The 23,352-nt window shown below is 61.5% G+C and carries 17 protein-coding genes and 1 pseudogene; 6 read left to right on the top strand and 12 right to left on the bottom strand.

Annotated elements, in window-relative coordinates; all coding sequences use genetic code 11:
- The first annotated feature begins 495 nt into the window (after positions 1-495).
- On the top strand, positions 496-1,068 hold the full coding sequence (locus RV1423_RS01180; RefSeq protein ID WP_034292201.1) for a hypothetical protein: 573 nt from the start codon (positions 496-498) through the stop codon (positions 1,066-1,068).
- Between the two features lie 211 nt (positions 1,069-1,279).
- Positions 1,280-3,041 (top strand): annotated as a pseudogene (arsA, locus tag RV1423_RS01175) (arsenical pump-driving ATPase).
- 107 nt (positions 3,042-3,148) lie between these two features.
- Here the strand turns inward: arsA and guaD are convergent.
- The 7 genes from guaD to RV1423_RS01140 form a co-directional block, all read right to left on the bottom strand.
- Entirely contained in the window at positions 3,149-4,447 is a 1,299-nt protein-coding gene (guaD, locus tag RV1423_RS01170) for a guanine deaminase (RefSeq protein ID WP_034292199.1), read from the bottom strand.
- Positions 4,448-4,536: 89 nt separating this feature from the next.
- Positions 4,537-5,637: a xanthine dehydrogenase accessory protein XdhC gene (xdhC, locus tag RV1423_RS01165; protein WP_034292197.1), complete on the bottom strand. Its 1,101-nt coding sequence runs from the start codon at positions 5,635-5,637 to the stop codon at positions 4,537-4,539.
- 35 nt (positions 5,638-5,672) lie between these two features.
- Positions 5,673-8,054: a xanthine dehydrogenase molybdopterin binding subunit gene (gene xdhB / locus RV1423_RS01160; protein ID WP_034292194.1), complete on the bottom strand. Its 2,382-nt coding sequence runs from the start codon at positions 8,052-8,054 to the stop codon at positions 5,673-5,675.
- A 12-nt stretch (positions 8,055-8,066) separates the two neighbouring features.
- Positions 8,067-9,569: a xanthine dehydrogenase small subunit gene (gene xdhA, locus RV1423_RS01155; protein ID WP_034292191.1), complete on the bottom strand. Its 1,503-nt coding sequence runs from the start codon at positions 9,567-9,569 to the stop codon at positions 8,067-8,069.
- A 227-nt stretch (positions 9,570-9,796) separates the two neighbouring features.
- Positions 9,797-11,095: an NCS2 family permease gene (locus RV1423_RS01150; protein ID WP_034292189.1), complete on the bottom strand. Its 1,299-nt coding sequence runs from the start codon at positions 11,093-11,095 to the stop codon at positions 9,797-9,799.
- A gap of 15 nt (positions 11,096-11,110) precedes the next feature.
- Positions 11,111-11,326, bottom strand: coding sequence for a hypothetical protein (locus RV1423_RS01145; RefSeq protein WP_034292187.1), 216 nt, complete (start codon positions 11,324-11,326; stop codon positions 11,111-11,113).
- A gap of 273 nt (positions 11,327-11,599) precedes the next feature.
- A complete protein-coding gene (locus RV1423_RS01140) occupies positions 11,600-12,505 on the bottom strand; it encodes a LysR family transcriptional regulator (RefSeq protein WP_034292522.1) in 906 nt (301 codons plus the stop codon).
- Positions 12,506-12,736: 231 nt separating this feature from the next.
- Between RV1423_RS01140 and gcl the strand changes: the two genes are divergently transcribed.
- From gcl to RV1423_RS01125, 3 genes are all read left to right on the top strand, one after another.
- Positions 12,737-14,512: a glyoxylate carboligase gene (gene gcl, locus RV1423_RS01135; RefSeq protein ID WP_034292520.1), complete on the top strand. Its 1,776-nt coding sequence runs from the start codon at positions 12,737-12,739 to the stop codon at positions 14,510-14,512.
- 316 nt (positions 14,513-14,828) lie between these two features.
- Complete coding sequence (gene hyi / locus RV1423_RS01130) at positions 14,829-15,608, top strand: hydroxypyruvate isomerase (protein ID WP_034292185.1); 780 nt, start codon at positions 14,829-14,831, stop codon at positions 15,606-15,608.
- Positions 15,609-15,654: 46 nt separating this feature from the next.
- Positions 15,655-16,542 carry a 2-hydroxy-3-oxopropionate reductase gene (locus RV1423_RS01125; RefSeq protein ID WP_034292183.1) on the top strand — a complete coding sequence of 296 codons (888 nt, stop codon included), beginning with the start codon at positions 15,655-15,657 and terminating at the stop codon, positions 16,540-16,542.
- Between the two features lie 22 nt (positions 16,543-16,564).
- On the opposite strand, the gene RV1423_RS01120 is transcribed toward RV1423_RS01125, so the two are convergent.
- Both RV1423_RS01120 and RV1423_RS01115 read right to left on the bottom strand, forming a co-directional pair.
- Positions 16,565-16,942, bottom strand: a complete 378-nt coding sequence (locus tag RV1423_RS01120; RefSeq protein ID WP_034292181.1) for an MmcQ/YjbR family DNA-binding protein — start codon at positions 16,940-16,942, stop codon at positions 16,565-16,567.
- A 138-nt stretch (positions 16,943-17,080) separates the two neighbouring features.
- Positions 17,081-18,442: an 8-oxoguanine deaminase gene (locus RV1423_RS01115; protein WP_034292178.1), complete on the bottom strand. Its 1,362-nt coding sequence runs from the start codon at positions 18,440-18,442 to the stop codon at positions 17,081-17,083.
- Positions 18,443-18,478: 36 nt separating this feature from the next.
- Between RV1423_RS01115 and RV1423_RS29630 the strand changes: the two genes are divergently transcribed.
- On the top strand, positions 18,479-18,910 hold the full coding sequence (locus RV1423_RS29630; protein WP_197034850.1) for a hypothetical protein: 432 nt from the start codon (positions 18,479-18,481) through the stop codon (positions 18,908-18,910).
- 75 nt (positions 18,911-18,985) lie between these two features.
- On the opposite strand, the gene RV1423_RS01110 is transcribed toward RV1423_RS29630, so the two are convergent.
- The 3 genes from RV1423_RS01110 to RV1423_RS01100 all read right to left on the bottom strand — a co-directional run bounded on the left by RV1423_RS01110 (position 18,986) and on the right by RV1423_RS01100 (position 23,334).
- The gene (locus RV1423_RS01110) at positions 18,986-20,755 is read right to left on the bottom strand and encodes an allantoate amidohydrolase (RefSeq protein WP_034292176.1); all 1,770 of its coding nucleotides are present in this window, start codon (positions 20,753-20,755) and stop codon (positions 18,986-18,988) included.
- 74 nt (positions 20,756-20,829) lie between these two features.
- The gene (locus RV1423_RS01105; protein WP_034292175.1) at positions 20,830-22,224 is read right to left on the bottom strand and encodes a nucleobase:cation symporter-2 family protein; all 1,395 of its coding nucleotides are present in this window, start codon (positions 22,222-22,224) and stop codon (positions 20,830-20,832) included.
- Positions 22,225-22,398: 174 nt separating this feature from the next.
- A complete protein-coding gene (locus RV1423_RS01100; RefSeq protein ID WP_034292172.1) occupies positions 22,399-23,334 on the bottom strand; it encodes a LysR substrate-binding domain-containing protein in 936 nt (311 codons plus the stop codon).
- Positions 23,335-23,352 lie beyond the last annotated feature (18 nt).

The following is a 23,352-nucleotide window of genomic DNA, read 5'->3' as shown; positions in this document are numbered from 1 at the left end:
TAATGAGAATAAATATCCTTATAAAACAAGGATTTGTAGAGTTGTTACATAGTCTTTCGATGCCAAAATGAGCCATTTAGCCCTTGGTTGGAGCAAAAAAAGCGCCGTGGAAAATATGGGGACTAAAGGGAGAATGGCGACCGGGTTCTGGTGAAGGTGAGTTTTTAGTCCCCCAATTTACCGGGGAATTCCCGAATGCAGATAGGACTGCATCCGCAAGGCGGTGCAGCAATTATGCCGCAAGCATGTTCAGTTGGGCGAGGGTTTGTCCAAAATAGGCCGTACTATCCATCGATGCCGTCCTGCCGTCTTCGGGTTTGATGGCGCTTCGTGAGTCAGGCCAAGCTCGATTGCCCATGTGCCAGGCTCTGCGGAATGCTGAGCAGGGAAGGCCAGTCAAATTCGTCGATTGTATGCTTCATATGATTTGGATCATATCCATCGATGGCCATAACGCTATAGGATCAATCCAACGTCCATACCGGAGACAAGACCGTGTTAAAACTCCTCATCACCTCGTGCGCAATCGCTGTTTTTGCGTCAGGCACCCAGGCCCAGACGATGGACCCATCGACCATGGATCATTCCCACATGGACCAGGCCGCCCATATGAAAATGATGGAGGAGACGCAGCGCCAGGCAGCGGTCGCCGAGCGCGGCAAGGACGTGATGCCTTTTAACCTTGCCGCCACCACGCACATCTTCGCCAAGACTGCTGAGGGCGGCGTGCAGCAAGTCGTGGTCAAGAAGCCTGCCGACACCGCGCAGGTCAATTTGGTTCGCGGGCATCTTCGGGATATCCGCGAACAGTTCTTGAAGGGCGACTTCTCCGGCCCTTCGACCATTCACGGCCAGGACATGCCCGGACTCGCCGACCTCAACGCCGCGAAGCCCGGCCAGATCGCCATCGACTACAAAGACATAAAGGGCGGCGGGCAGTTGACCTACAGGTCGGCAGACGCCATTCTCGTCGCCGCGTTGCACCAGTGGTTTGACGCGCAACTCTCCGACCACGGCAAGGATGCCATGGCGGGACATGCCGGTCATGGCGGCATGCCGAAGCGTTGAGAGCAGGCTGGGTGGATCGCAAAGGATGACGGAGAGAAGATCAGTTCAGCACTTCGCCTATTGCCGCCGTCTAAAGTCCCATTGATTGGTCATCCATAAGATTCCACGCCGGTAGGGGGTCTCAGTGGCGGGTGCATCGCGCGCGCGGGTACGCTCATGATCCATGAACCCGTGGACAGGTTTTGCGACAACAATCGGATTAAGGAAGCTTATGCCGTCACATTTCACTCTTCTCGACGCGCCAACCAAGTATCTGTTCTTCACAGGCAAAGGCGGAGTCGGCAAAACCTCGGTGTCCACGGCAGTATCAATCGCGCTGGCGGAGTCGGGCAAGAAAGTCCTGCTGGTCAGCACGGACGCGGCATCCAACCTCGATGAAATGCTCGGCATTGAGTTGCGCAATCAACCCGTGGCGGTGCCCGGCGTTCCCGGCATGTCGGTCATAAACATCGACCCGGATGCGGCGGCCCAGAGCTACCGCTCTCGCGTTGTCGAACAGATGGGGCCGCACGCAAGCGCCGAAGAAGTCGCGACGGTTCGCGAGCAACTCTCTGGCGCTTGCACCACGGAGATCGCCACCTTCGATGAGTTCTCCAGCCTGCTGTCGCGAGGAGGCGCAGACTATGACCATGTAGTATTCGACACCGCCCCGACCGGGCACACGCTGAGGCTTCTGAGCCTGCCGAAGGCATGGAGCGGCTTCCTGAGTGGGAATGACCGGGGCGCATCATGTCTTGGGCCGCATTCCGGATTGAAAATGCAAGAGCAGCTATTCAATCAGGCATTGGCGTCGCTCAACGATGCGTCACTGACGAGCATCGTTCTGGTGGCGCGACCGGAAGCCGGCGCGCTCAATGAAGCCGCAAGGTCGTCCGACGAATTGCGGGCGCTTGGTTTGGGCAACCAGCGACTGGTGGTGAACGCGGTATTCAAGGCAAGCGGTAACGACGATCCGATTGCCAAGGCCATTGAAGCATTGGGGCCAACAGGCGATGGACGAGATGCCTGCGCAACTGAGGGAATTGGAGCGCGACATTATTCCCTTGAGGGCAGTCGATTCGGTTGGACTGGCAGCGCTGCGCGGGCTGTTGGCGCCCCACTCAACGGAAATATCCAATGTCAAAGTCGAAGCGTCGCGTTTCGATCATCGCAAGCTTTCCGAGTTGGTTGCCGAACTTGCGAAAGGCGAGCGTGGCTTGATCATGGTAATGGGTAAGGGAGGCGTCGGAAAAACCACCGTTGCCGCAGCCATCGCATTGGGTTTGGTTCAAAGCGGGAAGTCCGTGCATCTCAGCACGACCGACCCCGCGGCCCATTTGGCTGTGACGCTTAATGGCGAGGTTCCCGGTTTATCTGTGGGGCGCATCGATCCGAAAGTCGAGACCCGGAAATACGTGGACAAGATCGTGGCAGCGAAGTCTCCCGGCATGACTCAGGCCGAGAAGGACTTGCTCATTGAAGACCTTCGTTCGCCTTGCACCGAGGAAGTCGCTGTTTTTCACGCGTTTTCGCACGTGGTGTCGCAGGCAGGAAGCTCGTTTGTGGTGCTTGACACCGCGCCCACCGGTCACTCGTTATTGCTGATGGATGCCACTGGCGCCTACCACCGCCAGATGCTCAGGGAGTTCGAGGGCAAAGCCTCCGGCCGGATCGTCACGCCCTTGATGCGGCTGCAAGACGCCGCTTACACCAAGATCATTCTGGTGGCGTTGCCCGAAGCAACGCCCGTCTCGCAAGCGGTGGCGCTGCAAGACGACCTGCGCAGGGCCAGGATTGAGCCGTTCGCGTGGGTGGTCAACAAATCGCTGCTGGCTACGACCACACGCGACCCGCTGCTCCTCGCTCGTTTGGAGAGTGAGAGAAAGCAGATTGAACGGGTAAAGGCGCAGGCCAGCGGAGAGGTTTTCATGGTCCCATGGACTGCCTCCCCACCTGTTGGGGTGGCCGCCATCAAAGCGCTGCTCGACGCCTGATCGCCGATCATGAATCGACATCGGTATGCAACAATCGCCTTCAAGTCCATGAAGTCGCCGATCAGTCTGTGCTTCGCCTCCCCGAACAAGCCTGCGTGACGATAGGCTCAGCGCATATGCACGCAAGCGCCGGCCGAATACGTCGCCGCAATGGCGCGGTCGTCCGCCAGGATCGCCAGCGCGAACAATTGCTCTTCCAGGCTGTCGGTGGTGGCGCTGCGGCGCGCCAGCAGCGGGGTGGCCTTGGGATCGAGCACGATGAAGTCGGCCTCGCAGCCGGCAGCGAAGTTGCCGATCGTTCCTTCCAGTTGCAAGGCGCGCGCGCCGCCCAGCGTCGCCAGGTAAAACATGCGCTGCGCGGCCAGATGCGTGCCGGCCATGCGACCGACCTTGTACAGCTCGTTCATCGTTTGCAGCATCGAGAAGCTGGTGCCGCCGCCGACATCGGTGGCCAATGACACCGGCATGCGCAGCTTGTCGGCGTTGGCGAAGTCGAACAGGCCGCTGCCGAGGAACAGGTTGGAAGTCGGGCAGACGGCGGCCACCGATTGCGTCGCCGCCATGCGCGCGCGGTCGGCGTCGTCCAGCCAGATGCAGTGCGCATACAGCGCGCGTTTGCGCATCAGGCCGTACCGATCGTAAACGTCGAGATAGCTGCGGCTGTCGGGAAACAGCTCCTTGACCCACTTCACTTCGTCGGTGTTTTCGGCGACGTGGGTCTGGATGTAGGTATCGGGATATTGCATCGCCAGTTCGCCGGCCAGCTTCAGTTGCGCGGGCGTCGAGGTCGGCGCAAAGCGCACGGTGATGGCGTAATGCTGGCGGCCCTTGTTGTGCCAGCGCTGTATCAGTTCTTCGGTCTCGCGCGCGCCGCTTTCGGCGGTGTCGCGCAGGAAGTCCGGCGCGTTGCGGTCCATCAGGCACTTGCCGGCCACCATGCGCAGGTTCAGCGCGCTGCTGCGCCGGAAGAAGGCATCCACCGATTGCGGATGCACCGTGCAATACACCGCCGCCGTGGTGGTGCCGTTGCGCAGCAGTTCGGCGAGGAAAAAGTCAGCCACTTCGCTCGCATGTTCGCCGTTCTCGAAACGCCGTTCGGCGGGAAAAGTATAGGTGTTCAGCCACGGCAGCAGGCCCGGCGCCGGCGAGCCGATGATGTCGGTTTGCGGATAGTGGACGTGGGTGTCGACGAAGCCGGGCGCGATGATCTTGCCGCGATAATCATGCAAGTCGCAATCAGCGGGCAGCGAGGCGGACAGCTCGTCGTAGTCGCCGGCCGCGACGATTTTGCCGTCGGCGACGATCAGCAGGCCGTCGCCGTGCCATTGCGTGGCGTGTTCGTCGAAGGCCGGGTCGTTGCGGAAATGGAGCAGGCTGGCGCGATAGGCTTGCACGTGGGAAGTCATGATGATCCTTGATAATCTTGGCAATGCAATTCAATACAATTGAATGATACGGGATGAACAGGTAAGCAGAGGCGACGGTCCGGGTGTTCTTAAGTCCGGCCGTCCAGCAGCTCTGTGGCCGGTCTCGCCTTGAACTTGCGATCCGGCTGTTGCGAATGCAGCGCCTGCAACTCCCATAATTGCACCAGTTGCGCCACCACCGCGATCGCGATGCTGGCGGGTTCCTTGCCATAGATGCCCGGAATGCCGATCGGGCAGGTCATCTTGTTCAACTGCTCCTGCGTGATGCCGCGATCCTGCAGGCGATGCTCGAATTGCTTGCGTTTGGTCACTGAGCCGATCAGGCCGAACCAGCCGATGTCTGCGCGCTTGAGAATGCGTTCGCTCAGTTGCTGGTCCAGCGCATGGCTGTGCGTCATCACCAGAAAGTATGCACCCGGTTCGGCCAGGTCCACCACGGCGTTGGGCGCGTCGGTGGCTTCGATCGCGACTTGCATCGGCAGGTCGGCCGGGAACATGTCTTCGCGCTCGTCGACCCACAGTACGCGGCAGGGCAGCGTCGCCAGCACGCGCACGATGGCTGCGCCGACATGGCCGGCGCCGAACAGCACCACCTGCGGCTGGTGCGCGCGGCAGCGGTCCAGCAGCCAGCGGCGGCCGTAGCGGTCTTGCGCCACATGGGTGTTGCCGGCGTTGAGGAACATCGCCGCGTCCAGGCCGTTGTCGGGCGCGCCGAGGTCGCAGGCTTCGCCTTCCGGTTCGTACAGCAGCGTCGGGTCGTTCGATTCGAGCGCGACGGCGCGCCAGACGTCGATGCCCTTGCGCCAGTGCTGTTCCAGTGCATCGAGCATCGCGCCTGCGTGTGCATCGACGTGCCGGTCGATACGCTCAAACGCGAGAAAAACCACGCCGCCGCAGCATTGCCCCAGGCTCGGTCCGAGCGCAATGCGCTCGAACTTGCGGATGCCGGATAAGGCAGTCGGATCGGCTTCCAGCATGGCGCGCGCGATCTGCGCCGCACGCCACTCCAGATGGCCGCCGCCGATGGTGTCGACCTGGTCGTCGGCCGTCAACACCATGCGCGCTCCAGCCTCGCGCGGCGCCGACCCCTGGATGGTCGCCACCGTCACCAATACCGCCGGAACGGCAGCGTCGTGCAAGTCTTTGAGTGCGGCAAGCCATGCGGTCATGAATTTTCCTTATGAAGTCCGACGATATCGATACGCTATTGCGTCAACCGCGCAGCTTTCACCGCATCGACCGCATTCAGGATCGCTTCGCTGGTCGCAGGCGCGCGCAGCGGCGGATTGACGCGATGTCCGCCGACCGCCGACACCGCGTCGCGAATTGCGAAGAACACCGAGAACGGCAGCAGCAGCGGCGGCTCGCCGGTTGCCTTGGAGCGGTGGATGGTATCCGAGACATTGCTGTTCTCGAACAGGCGCGTGCGGAAATCCGCCGGGCAATCCGACACCGCCGGAATCTTGTAGGTCGACGGCGCATGCGTCATCAGCTTGCCGTCCTTGTTCCACCACAATTCTTCCGTGGTCAGCCAGCCCATGCCCTGGATGAATCCGCCTTCGACCTGGCCGACATCGATCGCCGGGTTCAGGCTTTCGCCGGCGTCGTACAGCAGGTCGGTGCGGATCAGGCGCCACTCGCCGGTCAGCGTATCGATCACGACTTCGGCCACCGCCGCGCCGTAGGCGAAGTAGAAGAACGGATGGCCGTTCATGGTCTTGGCATCCCAGTGCACCTTGGGCGTGGAATAGAAACCGTCCGACCACAACTGCACGCGTTGCAGGTAAGCCTGCATCACCAGTTCTTCAAACGTCGCCGATTGTGCGCCGCCGTTGCCCGCTGTGACCATGCCGTCGGCAAAGCGCACCTCGGCGGCGTCGACGCTGAAATGTTTTGCCGCCACTTGCGTCAGCCGATGGCGAATCTGCAACGCCGCATCCTGCGCCGCCTTGCCGTTGAGGTCGCTGCCGGTCGAAGCGGCGGTGGCCGAGGTGTTGGCGATCTTGCTGGTGTCGGTGGCGGTGCAGCGCACCCGCTCCAGCGGCAACCCGAGTGCGTTGGCGACCACCTGAGCGACCTTGGTGTTGAGGCCCTGGCCCATCTCGGTGCCGCCGTGATTGACCAGCACCGAGCCATCGGTATAGACGTGCACCAGCGAACCGGCCTGGTTCAGATGCGGGACATTGAACGAAATGCCGAACTTGACCGGGGTCAGCGCCAGGCCGCGTTTCAGGATCGTGTTTTCCGTATTGAAAGCGTTGACGGCCTTGCGGCGCTCCCGGTATTCGCTGGTGCATTCCAGTTCGTCCACCAGCGCCTGGATGATGTTGTCTTCGACCTTCTGGCCATAGTGCGTGACGTTGCGCGCATCCGGGCCTTCGGCATCGCTGGCGCCATAGAAGTTGGCGCGGCGCACATCGAGCGCATCCTTGCCGAGATTGCGGGCGATTTCGTCGATGATGTACTCGATGGCGATCGCCCCTTGCGGACCGCCGAAGCCGCGAAAGGCGGTGTTCGACTGCGTGTTGGTCTTGCCGCACATGGCGTGGATTTCCACGTCCGACAGATAGTAGGCATTGTCGAAGTGGCACACGGCGCGTGTCGCCACCGGGCCCGACAAATCGGCCGAGAAGCCGGCGCGCGACACCATGTCGATGCGTGCGGCGACGATGCGGCCGTCGTCGTCGTAGCCGATGTCATAGTCGTAAGCGAAACAGTGGCGCTTGCCGGTGACGATCATGTCGTCGTCGCGGTCGGCGCGCAGCTTGACCGGGCGGCGCAGGCGCACCGCAGCTACCGCGGCGGCGCAAGCCCACAAGGCCGATTGCGACTCCTTGCCGCCGAAGCCGCCGCCCATGCGACGGCATTCCACCAGCACATCATGCGAGGCGACGTGCAGCACTTCCGCGATGTGATGCTGCATTTCGCTCGGGTGCTGGGTCGAGCAATATACATGCATGCCGCGTCCTTCTTTCGGGATCGCGTACGAGACCTGGCCTTCCAGATAAAACTGTTCCTGTCCGCCGACATCGAACCGGCCCTTGAGCTTGTGCGGCGCCCTCGCCAAGGCTGCGGCCGGAGCGCCGCGCGTCAGATGCATCGGCGGCAGCACGTAGGATTCGGCGGCATGCGCGGCGCGCGGCGTCAGGATGGGCGGCAGTTCGTCGTAGTCGATCACGGCCTGGCGCGCCGCGCGACGGGCGTTGTCATGGCTGTCGGCGACGACGATGAAGATCGGCTGGCCGACGTATTGCACCAGGCCGTCCGCCAATACCGGATCGTCCTTGATGATGGCGCCGCACTGGTTCTCGCCGGGGATGTCGTCGGCGGTGTAGACCGCGACCACGCCGGCGGATGCCTTGACCCTGGAGAGGTCGATGGCGCGCAGTCTGGCATGCGCCTTTGCCGACAGGCCGAGCGCGGCATGCAACGTGCCTTGCAGCTCGACGATGTCGTCGGTATAGGTGGCTTCGCCGGTCACGTGCAGGACGGCGGATTCGTGCGGATGCGGTTTGCCGACCTCGGTCCAGGCGGTGGGAGTTTGCGGATTGTCGACAGCCATGAATTCTTCAGTTTGCTTGTTCATTGCGTTTTCTTCCTAAGCAATCTGCGCGGCGCTAGAGGCAGAGGTTTTGCCATGCACGAAGGCGCTCACGGAGGCGGGTTGCAGCGGCGCGTCGGCGCGCGTTTCCAGCCAGTAGCGATACAACAGATTCTGTGCCGTCTTCATACGATACGCCGAAGATGCGCGCATGTCAGACAGCGGCGCATAATCTTGCGCCAGCGCAAGCATTGCCGCCTTGACATTGGCTTCGTTCCAATCCTTGCCGTTGAGTTCTGCTTCGGCCAGTGCGGCGCGCTTCGGCGTGGCCGCCATGCCGCCGTAGGCGATGCGGGCGTCGGCCACCTTGCCGCCGTCGAGCCGGAAGGCAAACGATGCGCACACTGCCGAGATGTCCTGGTCGAAGCGTTTGGACAGCTTGTACACGCGGAAGGCGACGTCCTTGCGCGGCAACGGCACGCGCACCGCCTGCACGAACTCGTTCGGCTGCAATGCCGACTGTTGATACGCGATGTAAAAATCCTCCAGCGGCATCGTGCGTTGACCGTCCACGCCGTACAGCACGATTTCCGCGCCGAGCGCGATCAGCCACGGCATCGAGTCGCCGATCGGCGAGCCGTTGGCGACGTTGCCGCCCAACGTGCCGGCATTGCGCACCGGCAGCGAGGCGAAGCGTTGCCACAGTTCGGACAGTTCAGCCGGATATCGTTCGGTCAGCGCGGCGTAGGCTGTTTCCAGCGTGACGCCGGCGCCGATTTCCAGCCGGCCGTCTCTGTCGACGATGCGGCGCAGTTCTTCGACCTGGCCGATGTAGATGATGTCGCCCAGATCGCGCATGTGTTTGGTCACCCACAGGCCGACGTCGGTCGAGCCTGCCAGGATGCGCGCCTTTGGCAATTTGCTGCGCAGCGCCGCCAGTTGCGCCAGCGTGCGCGGCGCGTGGAAAGTCTGGCCGGCATACGTGACGGAGAGCGGTTCGTCGCGCCGGATGGCGCGCAACGCCTCGATCACCGGCGTGCGGTCGAACGTCGCTTTCGGCAATTCCCCCATGCGGCGCGCAGCGTCGATGATCGGACGATAGCCGGTGCAGCGGCACAGGTTGCCGGACAGGGCGTCGTCGATTTCGCGTGCGGTCGGCGTGACGTTGTCTTGCTCATGCTTGAGGTACAGGCCCCACAGCGACATGACGAAACCCGGCGTGCAGAAGCCGCATTGCGAACCGTGGCATTCCACCATCGCTTGCTGGACCGGATGCAGGCAGCCGTCGCCCTGCTTGAGGTCTTCCACGGTGAACAGCGCCTTGCCGTCCAGCGTCGGCACGAACTGGATGCAGGAGTTGACCGTCTTCAGTTCCAGTTCGTTGCCGCGCAGCTCGCCCACGACCACCGTGCAGGCGCCGCAATCGCCTTCCGCGCAACCCTCTTTGGTGCCGGTGCAATGCAGGTCTTCGCGCAAATGCTGCAAAACGGTGCGTGTATTGGGCAGGCCATCGACTTGATGGGTCTCGCCGCGGAAATAGAAGCGAATCGGTTCGGACATGGTGTGCTTTGCTATATGAAAATGGCTATCGATGATGTGCTTGCTATTGTGATTCAAGATCTGTGCCGGGACCTTCGAGAGATAAAACCGATTTGCCGCAGCGGATTGTTGCGAAAAATTGTCGGGCCGGTTCCATCTCTGAAAAATCCTTCTTCTTTCATGCTGCCGGCACCGTCCGAAGATCGATGCCGGCATTCCCGCTATTGACTATTGTCGTTCCCCGGACCTCATGCGCCCAGGTAAATCATCTTGAACAGGAAGATCGCCGCAATCACCCAGATCACCGCCGACACATCCTTGAAGCGCCCGGTCAGCAGCTTCAGCGCGGCGTAGCTGATGAAGCCCAGCGCCAGACCGTTGGCGATCGAATACGTGAACGGCATGACCAGCGCGGTAATCACGGCAGGCACGCATTCGGTGGTGTCGTTCCAGTCGATGTCGGTCAGTTCGCGCAGCATCAGGCAGGCCACGAAGAACAGCGCCGGCGCGGTTGCATACGCAGGCACCACGCCCGCCAGCGGCGCAATGAACAGGCACAGCAGGAACAGCGCCGCGACCGCGACGGCGGTCAGGCCGGTACGGCCGCCGGCCTGCACGCCTGCCGCACTTTCAATATAGGCAGTGGTGCTCGATGTGCCAAGCAGCGAACCGGCCACAATCGCGCCGCTGTCGGCCAGCAGCGCCTTGTTGATGCGCTCGATCTTGCCGTTCTTGACCAGGCCCGCGCGCTGCGCCACGCCCATCAGCGTGCCCGTGGCGTCGAACAATTCCACCAGGAAGAACACCAGCACGACGTTGAGCAGGCCCATCGAAATCGCGCCCTTCAGATCGAGCTGGAACAGCGTCGGCGAGATCGACGGCGGCGCCGAGAAGATGCCCGAGAAATGGTTGCCGCCGAAGAAGAAGCTCAGCACCGTCACGGTCAGGATGCCGATCAGCAGCGCGCCGCGGATTTTCATCTGATCCAGCGCGACGATCACCAGGAAACCGATGATGGCCAGTACCGGCGCGACTTCATGCAGGTTGCCGATGGTCACGAACGTGGCCGGGCTGGCGGCCACGATGCCGGCGTTCTTGAGCGAGATCAGCGCGAGGAAAAGTCCTATTCCCGCCGGTATCGCCGTGCGCAGCGAATGCGGAATCGCGTTGATGATCAGCTCGCGCACGCGGAACAGGCTCACCAGCAGGAACAGGCAGCCCGAGATGAACACCGCGCCCAGCGCGGCCTGCCACGGAAAGCCCATGCCCTTGACCACGGCGTAGGCGAAATAGGCATTCAGCCCCATGCCCGGCGCCAGGCCGATAGGATAGTTGGCGTACAAGCCCATGATCAGCGTGCCGATTGCCGCCGCCAGGCAGGTGGCGACGAAAACCGAGTCCTTCGGCATGCCCGCATCCCCGAGTATGGATGGGTTGACGAAGATGATGTAGGCCATCGTCAGAAAGGTCGTGAGACCGGCCAGCAGTTCGGTACGGACGGTCGTGCCGTTGTCGCTGAGTTTGAAGAATTTGTCCAGGAAAGTCATGAGAATTGTCTCCGTTTACGCGTTGTGCGGTTCTTTTTTATACGCCAGAAAACTTGCGGATTTCTCCGGTCCGCAAAAAATGGGCGTTCTGAGGTCGATGTTGTTGTACGCTGCTTTCGCGCCCCGGCGCCAGGCGCGGGAGCCGGCTTTGAGCAGATTGATTGCAGCAAGGGCCTGCTGTGGGCAAGCCCATGTAATGTCGTTGAAATAATTGGGCAAAACGTAAGTCATGAGGAATATCAACTATAAGGTTATGGGTATATGTTCATGCGTTAATCAAATAATGACGATTTGCCATGGTTTCTGGCTATGGATGGCCTCCAATAATGTATTGAATTGAGGAGCCTGGTCTGATGCCGTGCAGTGAAGCTCAAAATACCTTCCCTCATTGCCAACTCTGCATGCCTGTCCTCCTGGCGCACGTCAGGACCCAGCGCCGATCAGCCGTCGTCATAACGCTGGGACGACTGCTCTTTAGCTCTCTTATCTGCTTCTTTGCGGCAATTATCTGGTCCAGTAATCCGGCCGCGAATACACCTCCTTCAGATAGTCGATGAAGAACCGCGTCTTCGCCGGCAAATGCCGTTGCTGCGGGTAGACGGCCATGATGTCGTAATGGGGCAGGGCGTACTCGTCCAGCACCGTGATCAGTTCTCCCGAGGCGAGTTGCGACTGGATCTCCCAGGTCGAGCGCCAGGCCAGTCCGAGGCCCTCGCTGGCCCAGCGATGCAATAGCTCGCCGTCGTTGCAATCGAGATTGCCTTGCGCGCGGATGATCACCGGCTTGCCGTTCTGCTGGAAATACCAGCCGCGCTGCTGGCCGCCCTGCAGGTTGAAGGCCAGGCAATTGTGACTGGCCAGGTCGTCCAGCGTCTTGGGGATGCCGTTGCGATGCAGGTATTCCGGCGCGGCGCAGACCACGCGCCGGTTGCCGGCCAGTTTCACGGCGACGAAACTCGGCTCGATCGCGCCGCCGATGCGGATGCCCAGATCATAGCCTTCGCGCACCAGATCCACCACGCGGTCGGTCAGGTTGAATGAAATCTGCACTTCCGGATGATTGGCCAGGAAGGCCGGCGCATGCGGCGCGACATGCAGCCGTCCGTAAGCCGCCGGCGTCGACACCACCAGATGGCCGGTAGCCTTGTGGCGACCCTCGGCAATGCTCTTTTCCGCCACTTCGATATCGCCCAGCAGCTTGCGGCAATGATCGAGGAAGACGCTGCCTTGCTCGGTCAGCGTCAGATGGCGCGTGGTGCGATGCATGAGCTTGGTGCCGAGGCGTTTTTCGAGCGCGTCGATGCGTCGGCCGAGCATCACGGGCGTGATGTTTTCTTCCAGCGCCGCCGCGGCGAGGCTGCCTTTTTCAACGACAGACACAAAAGCTTCGATCTGTTTGAGTTTGTCCACAAATCCTCCTTGCGCCGCTAACAAAATGCCGCTGGCGGCGTTGCTTTTCCTTGCCGGCGACGTTTTGTTCGCGGTTTATATTCAATACTTTTTCTATGTTTCCATATTTTTAGTACGGAATAAACAGATATTTAGTCTTCTTATCAAACAATATTGTTGGTTATAGGATGCATCTCAATGGTCGAGGGGCATCGTCGCTGCTTCCCGGCCGTCGACAACCTGGGAGGCAACATGGCAAAGATGAAGGCAGTGGATGCAGCGGTATATGTGCTGGAAAAAGAGGGCTGCCTGCAAGCCTTCGGCGTGCCCGGCGCGGCAATCAATCCATTCTACGCGGCGCTCAAGCGCCACGGCGGGATCCGGCATACATTGGCGCGCCATGTCGAAGGCGCCTCGCACATGGCCGAAGGCTACACCCGCGCCAGGGCCGGCAACATCGGCGTATGCATCGGCACCTCCGGTCCGGCCGGCACCGACATGATCACCGGCCTGTATTCCGCGCAGGCCGACTCGATTCCCATCCTGTGCATCACCGGTCAGGCGCCGCGCGCACGTCTATATAAAGAAGACTTCCAGGCCGTCGATATCGAAGCCATCGCCAAGCCGGTCGTCAAATGGTCCGTGACCGTGCGCGAACCGGCGCTGGTGCCGCGCGTATTCCAGCAGGCATTCCACCTGATGCGCTCGGGCCGTCCCGGTCCGGTGCTGATCGACTTGCCGTTCGACGTGCAGATGGCCGAGATCGAATTCGACCCCGACACCTACGAGCCGCTGCCGATCTATCGGCCGTCTGCCAGCCGCGCCCAGATCGAAAAAGCGCTGACCATGCTGAACCAGTCGGAGCGTCCGCTGCTGACCATCGGCGGCGGCGTGATCAACGCCGATGCCGCCGGGCTGGCCGTCGAGTTCGCCGAACTCGCCGGCGTGCCGGTCATCCCGACGCTGATGGCCTGGGGCGCAATCCCCGACGATCACCCGCACATGGCGGGCATGGTCGGACTGCAGACCAGCCACCGTTACGGCAATGCCACCATGCTGGCATCCGACTTCGTGCTCGGCATCGGCAATCGCTGGGCCAACCGCCACACCGGTTCGATCGACGTGTTCACGAAGGACCGCAAGTTCGTCCACGTCGACATCGAACCGACCCAGATCGGCCGCGTGTTCGGTCCCGACTACGGCATCGTTTCCGACGCTGGGGTGGCATTGAAGCTGTTCATCGAAGTCGCCAAGGAACTCAAGGCCGCCGGCAAATTGCCGAACCGCTCGACATGGCTGACCGAATGCCAGGAGCGCAAGCGCACGATGCATCGCCGCACGCACTTCGACGAAGTGCCGATCAAGCCGCAACGCGTCTATGAAGAGATGAACCGCGCCTTCGGTCGCGACACCTGCTACGTCAGCACCATCGGCCTGTCGCAGATCGCCGCCGCGCAATTCCTGCATGTCTACAAGGAGCGCCACTGGATCAACTGCGGCCAGGCCGGCCCGCTGGGTTGGACCATTCCGGCCGCGCTGGGCGTGTGCGCCGCCGATCCGCAACGCAAGGTCGTAGCGATCTCGGGCGACTACGACTTCCAGTTCATGATCGAAGAACTTGCCGTCGGCGCGCAATTCAAGCTGCCGTACCTGCACGTGGTGGTGAACAATTCCTGCCTCGGCCTGATCCGGCAGGCGCAACGCGGCTTCGAAATGGACTACTGCGTGCAGTTGGCGTTCGAGAACATCAACGCGCCCGACCTCAACGGCTACGGCGTCGACCACGTCGCCGTGGTGGAAGGCCTCGGCTGCAAGGCGATCCGCGTCACCGACCCCAATGCCATTCAGGACGCCTTCGCCGTGGCGCAGCGCTGGATGGAAGAGTACCGCGTGCCGGTGGTGGTGGAAATCATCCTGGAGCGCGTCACGAATATTGCAATGGGCACCGAGATCAACGCCATCAACGAATTCGAAGAGCTGGCCACCAAACGCGAACATGCGCCGACGGCGATCAGTTTGCTGGATTAGGAATAGTCGCGAAGAGATAAGGATAAGAAGGAAGAACGATCACCGGAGGAGACAACGACGGAGGCGCTTAATCACTTCTCCGTCGTCCCGACGAACGTCGGGACCCAGCGTCGTCAGTGCATCGACGGCGTTGGGAATGAGCGAGAACGACAGCGGAAAACCAAACCGGTTTGCCGGCACATGTCGCCATGTGCCGAGCGAACAACCGCCGTCGCCATTGCAGCAAGCCACTGGGTCCCGGCGTTCGCCGGGACGACGGTGGTGGATTTAACGATAGCCTGAACCGGCAAGCGCCACGACCGCCAAGGACCCACACATGACCAAACTCGCCGCCAACCTGACCATGCTCTTCACCGAGCTGCCGTTCCTGGAGCGTTTCCGCGCCGCCGCGCAAGCCGGGTTCAAGGCCGTGGAATTCCTGTTCCCCTACACCTTCGAACCGGCGCAGATCGCCGGGCAACTGCGCAAGAACGAACTGGAACTGGTCTTGCACAATCTGCCTGCCGGCAACTGGGACGCCGGCGAACGCGGCATCGCCTGCCATCCGGACCGCGTCGGCGAATTTCGCCGGGGTGTCGACGACGCCCTCCGCTACGCCAAAGTTCTCGGCGTCAAACAACTGAACTGCCTGGCCGGCATCCGGCCGCAAAGCATCAGCGTCGAGGTCGCGCGCGAAACACTGCTCGCCAACCTCAAGTTCGCCGCCGACAAGCTGGAAGCCGACGGCATCGCCTTGCTGATCGAGCCGATCAACTGCTTCGACATTCCCGGCTTCTTTCTCAACACGACCAAACAAGCCGTCGAGCTGATCATGGCGAGCGGCTCCGGCAATCTGTTCGTGCAGTACGACGTCTATCACATGCAGCGCATGGAAGGCGAACTGGCCAACACCATCAAGGCCAATCTCTCGCTGATCCGCCATGTGCAACTGGCCGACAACCCGGGGCGTGGTGAGCCGGGTACGGGCGAGATCAACTATCGTTTCCTGTTCAGGCACCTGGACGAGATCGGTTATCGAGGCTGGATCGGCTGCGAATACAAGCCCAAGGCGGGCACCGCGGAAGGCCTCGGCTGGCGTGCTGCGCACGGCCTTTGATCGGCAATCCGGACGAGTTCATTTTTCATTATTGAGGAGAGATATCATGGCAAAAGTCGGTTTCATCGGATTAGGCATCATGGGGTCTCCCATGGCGGACAACCTGCAAAAGGGCGGTCACAAACTCTACCTGCACGACCGCAAAAATCCACCAACGGCATTGATCGACGGGGGCGCCACCGTCTGCACCTCGGGCGCGGAAGTCGCCAAGCGCGCCGATATCGTCATCGTGATGGTGCCGGACACGCCGCACGTCGAGGCGGTGCTGTTCAGCAAGGGTGGCGTCGCCGAAGGCCTGACCGCCGGCAAGGTAGTGGTCGACATGAGCTCGATCTCGCCGATCGCCACCAAGGGCTTCGCGCAAAAGATCAATGCGCTCGGCTGCGAATATCTGGACGCGCCGGTCTCCGGCGGCGAAGTCGGCGCCAAGGCGGCGTCGCTGACCATCATGGTCGGCGGCAACGAATCGGCGTTCAACGACGTCAAGCCACTGTTCGAACTGATGGGCAAGAACATCACGCTGGTCGGCGGCAACGGCGACGGCCAGACCACCAAGGTTGCCAATCAGATCATCGTGGCGCTGAACATTCAGGCCGTGGCCGAGGCATTGCTGTTTGCATCCAGGGCCGGCGCCGATCCCGCGCGCGTGCGTCAGGCGCTGATGGGCGGATTTGCTTCGTCGCGCATTCTGGAGGTGCATGGCGAGCGCATGGTCAAGCGTGCGTTCAATCCGGGTTTCCGGATCGAGTTGCATCAGAAGGATCTGAATCTGGCTTTGCAGGGCGCGAAGACCTTGGGCGTCAGCTTGCCCAATACTGCTCTAGCGCAGGAACTGATGAATGCTTGCGCGGCGCATGGGATGAGCGGGTTGGATCATTCGGCCTTGTGCCGGGCGATTGAGCTGATGTCGAATCATGAGATTGCCAGGGGCTAAAAGCTTGTCGTGCCAACGGAAGTCAGAAACTGGCGTCGTCACGCAGTTCGGGTAAGGCATTGCGTCGCTTTGCGCTCAAGCCCGACAATGCCTTCTCATAAGCCCAGCGCACCAGTTCCTTCAAATAATCCTCAGGCATGCTGCGCACATCGACAATCGTGACCCAATGAAAGCGCGCCATGTAGCGTGCAGGTTTGATGCCCGGCATATCGGTCAGTTCGATGAAGCGGTCGGGGCTGACGCGAAAGCTGAAGCGCCATTTTTCCGGATCGCTGGTCTTGAACCAGGCGAAATTCTTTCCTCCCACGGAATAGACCAGGACATTGGCCGGCGGGCCTGAGAGGCGCGACGTTGCAGCCGGCAAGGCAGTGCAGAATTTCTTGAGCTGGGCGGTATTCATGGCGAGCGGATGCCTGTTCGGGACGAAAAGATATCGGCGTATTGTAATGAAGAAGCCGTGGACCGATGAAGACAGGCCGGGCCACCCGGATCTGCACGGAATGTTGGTTGCGTTATTTTTGATGGTTGATCGTGCGTGTCAGCTTGCCGCGTCGGCCAGTTCAAATGCCAGCGTATTGTGGCGTTCGATGACCATTCCCAGATCGATTGTCGTGAATTGACCGTCACGCACGATCACGCGGCCGTTGATGACGCTGCAGGACACATTCGACGGCGTGCAGAACACCAGCGCCGCGACCGGGTCATGCAGCGCGCCGGCGAAGCCGATCTGATCCAGTCTGAACATCACCAGGTCGGCCGACATGCCCGGCTTCAGTGCGCCGATGTCGTCGCGATTCAATACCCTGGCGCCGCCCAGCGTGGCGATTTCCAATGCCTGCCGCGCGGTCATGGCATCCGGACCGAAGCCCACGCGCTGCAGCAGCATGGCCTGACGCACTTCGCCCATCATGTGCGCGGAATCGTTGGAGGCGCTGCCGTCCACGCCGAGGCCGACGGGCACGCCGGCGGCTATCATCTTGCGGATCGGCGCGATGCCGGAGGCCAGGCGCATGTTGGAACAGGGGCAGTGCGCCACGCCGGTGCCGGTGCGCGCGAACAAGTCGATGCCGTGGTCGTCGAGCTGGACGCAGTGCGCGTGCCAGACGTCGTGGCCGACCCAGCCGCAGTCTTCGGCGTATTCGGCCGGCGTCATGTTGAACTTCTCGCGGCTGTAGGCGATGTCGTTGACGTTTTCGGCGAGGTGGGTGTGCAGCGAGACCTTGTAGCTGCGGGCCATGTCGGCGGCTTCGCGCATGAGGTCGCGCGAGACGGAGAACGGCGAGCAGGGGGCGACGACGATGCGTTGCATGGCGTGGCGGCTATGGTCGTGATAGGTCTCGATCAGGCGCCGGGTGTCGCGCAGGATGTCTTTTTCGTCTTCGACCACGCGGTCCGGCGGCAAGCCGCCCTTGGACTGTCCGACGCTCATCGCGCCGCGTGCGCCGTGGAAGCGCATGCCGATCTGTTGGGCGGCTTCGATGCTGTCGTCGAGGCGGGTCTTGTTGGGGTAGATGTAGAGGTGGTCGCTGCTGGTGGTGCAGCCTGAGAGGACCAGTTCGGCCATCGCGGTGAGCGTGGAGACCTTGATCATTTCAGGCGTCAGTCCGGCCCAGATGGGGTAGAGCCTGGTGAGCCAGTTGAACAGTTCGCCGTTTTGCGCCGACGGCATGGCGCGCGTCAGGCTTTGGTACATGTGGTGGTGGGTGTTGATCAGGCCGGGCAGGACCACGTGGTTTGTTGCGTCGATGATGTCGTCGGCGGCCTGCGGCAGGTCGGCAGTGTTGCCGACCTGTTCGATGACGTTGTCGCGGATGAAGACGGCGCCGTTGTTGATTTCGTCGCGGGTGTCGTTCATTGTCGCTACGACGGCAGCGTTTTTGATCAGGAGGGTTTTGCTCATGGTGGGGACTCGCTGGATGGTGTTCTCTGCCTGGTTGTGAATGCGGCGCAGGTGATAGTGGAGTCCCTTTTAAACCCTATTGACGCTGTGCCTGGTTTTGTTGATTGGTGTTTTGTTTATTTGGTTTCTTTATTTTGTGCTTGGGTCGTTGATGCTGTTCTTTCTTCGATCAGGCTTGCCGGGGGCGGCCCGGCAGCCGCTCACTTTTCTTGTCTCGTCAAGAAAAGTAAGCAAAAGAAGACGACCGCGGGATCCAGGCCCTTCGGGCTTCCCGGCGCTGCGATGCAAAAAATGGGAAGGAAAAAAACTCGCTTCGCTCAGACAGTTTTTCCTTCTTATTCCATTTTTCGCATCGCATCACCGGCTGGCTCCAAGCGGAACGGCCAAACCGGCTCGCTTCGCTTTGCCAGGGAGGGCTCGCCTTCGGCATCGCGCTTTCATTCGTGCAGCGATAGTACAAATGCCTGAGTCACTTCTTTACTTCGTCGTCCCGGCGAATGCTGGGACCCAGCGTCGTTACAACGTTTGATCACGTCTGCAGACTCAAACCTTCGCCTTGAAATTCCGCAGGAAATCCAACAGTATCTGCGCCGAGATTTCAGCGTCGTCCGCCGTCATCGTCTCCAGCGGATTGTGGCTGATGCCGCCGTTGCCGCAACGCGTGAAGAGCATGGCGACGTCGGTTATCTTTGCCATGGTCATGGCATCGTGGCCGGCGCCGGAAGCCAGCTCGAACGGCTTGACGCCGGCGCGTTCCGTGGCGGCGGCGAGTTGTTGCATGAGCCAGGAGGCGCACGGCGCCGCAGGGGCGGACATGGTTTTCTCCAGCTTGAAATCGACGCTGCGGCGTTGGCAGATTTCTTCGATTTTCTTGAGTACGTCGGCGACTGCGGCGTCGCGCACGTCGTCGCGGGCGGCGCGGATATCCAGCGACAGCGTGCAGGCGCCGGGAATGACGTTGGTGGAGCCGTTCGGCACTTGCAACTGGCCGACGGTGCCGACCAGCGAGGCGTGCTGGTCCTGGCCGCAGCGCTGCTCGACGTAGAGGATGATTTCGGCGGCGGCGGCGGCGGCATCCTTGCGCATGGTCATCGGCGTGGTGCCGGCATGGCTGGCGACGCCCTTGAGGTCGACGAGGTAGCGCAAGCTGCCGGCGATGGAGGTGACGATGCCGACCGGCAGGTCGCGGTTGAGCAGGACTGGGCCTTGTTCGATGTGGACTTCGACGTAGCCGAGCAGGTCCGACGGATCGCGCGCGATCCGCGGGATCGCACTGACGTCGTGGCCCGCTTGCGTGAGCACGTCGCGCATGCTGATGCCGTCGCGGTCGGTGAGGTCGAGCAGATCGAGGTCGAACCGGCCGATGATGGCGTTGCTGCCGAGGAAGGTGCTCTTGAAGCGCACGCCTTCTTCTTCCGAGAAACCGATGATTTCAAAGTGGAAGGGCAGGGTCTCGCCTTTTTCATGCAGGTGCTTGACGACGGCGATCGGCAGCAGGATGCCTTCGCGGCCGTCGTATTTGCCGCCGTTGCGCACCGTGTCGTAGTGCGAGCCGGTCATCAGCGTCTTGGCTTGCGGATCGGTCGAAAGGTAGCGGCCGACTACGTTGCCGAGCGCGTCGATGTGGACGTGCATGCCGGCTTCGCGCATCCAGTGCGCGATCTGGTCTGCCGTGCGGCGGTGAACGTCGGTCATGTAAGTGCAAGTCAGCGCGCCTTCGTCTTCGCTCCAGGCGCCGATTTCTTCCGCCCATTCCATGACGGCGGCGCCGATGGCCGGCGTGTAGCCGAGCAGGTCGTTGAGGCGCATCTCCGCGATGCGGCCGATCTGGCGCAGGGCTTCGCGCAGTTCGTCTTCGGGTTGGTTGCGCAGGCGGCGGGTGAAGGTGGCGATGATCTGCCGGCGCGTCAGGCCCTTGCCGGCGGCGCCCTTGACCGCGAGGATGAAGGGGAAGCCGAACTTGGCGTTGTAGTCGCCGTTGAGCTTTTGCAGCGCGGCGAATTCTTCCGGCGTACACAGATTCAGGCCTGCCTTGGCTTGCTCGCCGGTGGATTCGGCGGTCAGTTCGCCGGCGATGGCGGCTTTGCCGGCCAGTTCCGGGTGGGCGCGGATGAGGCCCAATTGTTCGGCGCGGTCGGCGCCGGCGACCACGCCTTGCAGCGCCTGCTTGAGTGCGGTGAGGTTGGCGAACGGGCCAAGCTTCGCTGCGCGTTCGGGAATCCATGGCGAATGCTCGTAAATTCCGTGCAGGGTCTTGACGAAAGCCGGTATGTCATACGCGGCGCTGCTGTTCAATTGTTCTAGTGTGGTCATCCTGATACCTGTTGCGTGTGATTACTTGCGGTTGCTTGCGACAGTGCGGTCCCGCTGTTCCGGTGGGACTTATCCTAATGATCCGAACTCTGCGCCGCCGCCAGTGCGTAGGAAGCGACTTCGCCGTCGCTGCCGCGACCGTTGAAGAACAGGTTGAGGATCACCGCCATCGACGATGCAAGCAATATGCCACTATGGAAGACAGTGGACAAGAAGCCTGGCATCTTTTCAAAGAACGTCGGCGCTACAATCGGGATCATGCCGACGCCGATGCTGATGGCGACGATGAACAGGTTGTTGCGGTTGCCGTCAAAATCGACCTTGGCCAGGATCTTGATCCCGGTCGCCGCCACCATCCCGAACATCACGATGCCGGCGCCGCCCAGCACGAATTGCGGGATCGACGCGGCCACGTGCGCCATTTTGGGGAACAGGCCGAAGGCGACCAGGATCACGCCGGCAGCGACGCACACATAACGGCTGCGGACGCCGGTGACGCCGACCAGGCCGACGTTCTGAGAAAACGAAGTATACGGGAACGTGTTGAAAATCCCGCCGATCACCGTGCCCAGGCCGTCCACGCGCAGGCCGCGCGCCAGCGTCCGGTCGTCGACTTTCTTGTCGACGATGTCGCCCAGCGCCATGAACATGCCGGTCGATTCGATCATGGTGACGATCATGACCAGGCACATGCTGATGATCGAGGCCAGGTCGAATTGCGGCCAGCCGTAGTGGAACGGCCTGATCACCGCAAACCAGTCGGCGCCGCCGAGGCCGTCGAAGCTGATCTTGCCGAGCGCCAAGGCGATCACGAAGCCGATGATCATGCCCATGAGCACCGAGATGTTGGCGATGAAGCCTTTGACGTACCTGGTGATGAGCAGGATGGAGACGAGCACGACAGCGGCGATGGACAGGCTCAGCGGCGAGCCGTAGTCCGGGTTGGGCATCTTGACGAATACGCCGTCGACCAGTGTGCCGATGATGGGTTGGCCGCCGGCCGCCCAGTTGATGCCGACGCCCATCAGCGACACGCCGATCACCGTGATGACGGTGCCGGTGACCACCGGCGGGAAGTAGCGCATCAGTTTGCTCATGTAAGGCGACGCCAGGATACAGAACACCCCGGCCGCGATCACCGCCCCATAGATGTGCAGGATGGTGAGCGAAGGATTGTTGGCCATGGCGACCATCGGCCCGACGGCGGCGAAGGTGACGCCCATCATGACCGGCATGCGGATGCCGAACTTCCAGATGCCGAGGCTCTGGATGATGGTGACCAGGCCGCAGCAGAACAGGTCGGCGCTGATCAGGTAGGCGATTTCGGATTTCGGCAGGTTGAGCGCGCCGCCGACGATGAGCGGCACGGCGATGGCGCCGGCATACATTACGAGGACGTGCTGCATGCCGAGTGCGGCGAGCTTGAGTGTCGGCAGTCGTTCGTCGACCGGATGGCTTGGGGATGTCATGGCTGTCTCCAGATTTTTGGCATCAAGACCTTGCAAGAAGGGGCTGGCGCAACTTCCTCTTTCAGGCTTGTCGGCCGATACTAAAGTAAATTGCCTTGCTCAATATATAAGTCCGCCAATACCCGATTTCGGTATGGCGATATAAGCTGAACATGTGTTTGTCGCCGTAAAGCCCTAATTGGCAAGGATCTTGGCCGCCGCGCCGACTTGCGCGCGCAGCCATTTGTGCTCGGTCGCCTGATGTGCGCGTTCATGCCATAACTGATAGAAGCGCAGCGGCGGAAACTTGATCGGCACGCTATAACTTTTCAGCGACAGGGTTTTTTCATAGAAACCGGCGAACTGCCGGCCGGCGGTCAGCACCAAGTCGGTCTGGGCCACCATATAGGGCAGCATGCGGAAATGCGCCGATTCGACCACGACGTTGCGATGCAGGTTCTGCTTTTCGAGGAAGCTGTCGACGGTGCCGTGATAACCGGGCAGGATTTGCGACGGCGCCGCGTGCGGAAGGCTCAGGTAATCCTCGATGCTCATCGCGTCCGTCGCCGTGCGTTTGGCGTAGGCGCAGTCTGAGCGCATCAGGCAGACGAGGGGATCGTCGAACAGTTTGGACAGGTGCAGGTGCGACGGCGGTTCGTCCCAGTTGGCGATGACCAGGTCCAGCTCGCCGTCCGACAACAGGCGCACGTAGTCGGTCTCCGGTCCGAGCGCGTGGATCACGATGTGGCTCTTGGGCGATTCGCGGCGCAGGCGGGCGATGACTTCGGTGAAGAAGGGCGTGTTCATGTAATCCGGCGCGGCGATGTGGAAGGTGCGCGCTTCTTCCTGCGGGACGAAGGCGGTCTTGGGCACGAACAGGCGCTCGGTTTCTTCGAGGATGCGCTTGGCCGGCTTAAGCAGGCTTTCGCCGTGCTGGGTCGGCACCATGCCGCGCGCGCCGCGCACCAGCAACGGATCGCCGGTCAGTTCGCGCAGTTTGCGCAGCGAGGCCGAGATCGAGGGTTGCGGCTGGTTGAGCTTGAGCGCCACGCGCGAAACGTTCTTTTCGCACAGCAGCAGGTAGAGGATGCGGATCAGGTGGATATCGAGATGGTCTGGCAGCCTGGACATGATTGTCTCCGGGTAACT

Origin of the sequence: Herbaspirillum sp. RV1423 (assembly GCF_000577615.1) — a bacterium.
GTDB lineage: Bacteria > Pseudomonadota > Gammaproteobacteria > Burkholderiales > Burkholderiaceae_D > Herbaspirillum.
The sequence above is the reverse complement of the archived record's forward strand: the minus strand, read 5'-3'. Positions and strand labels throughout refer to the sequence as shown.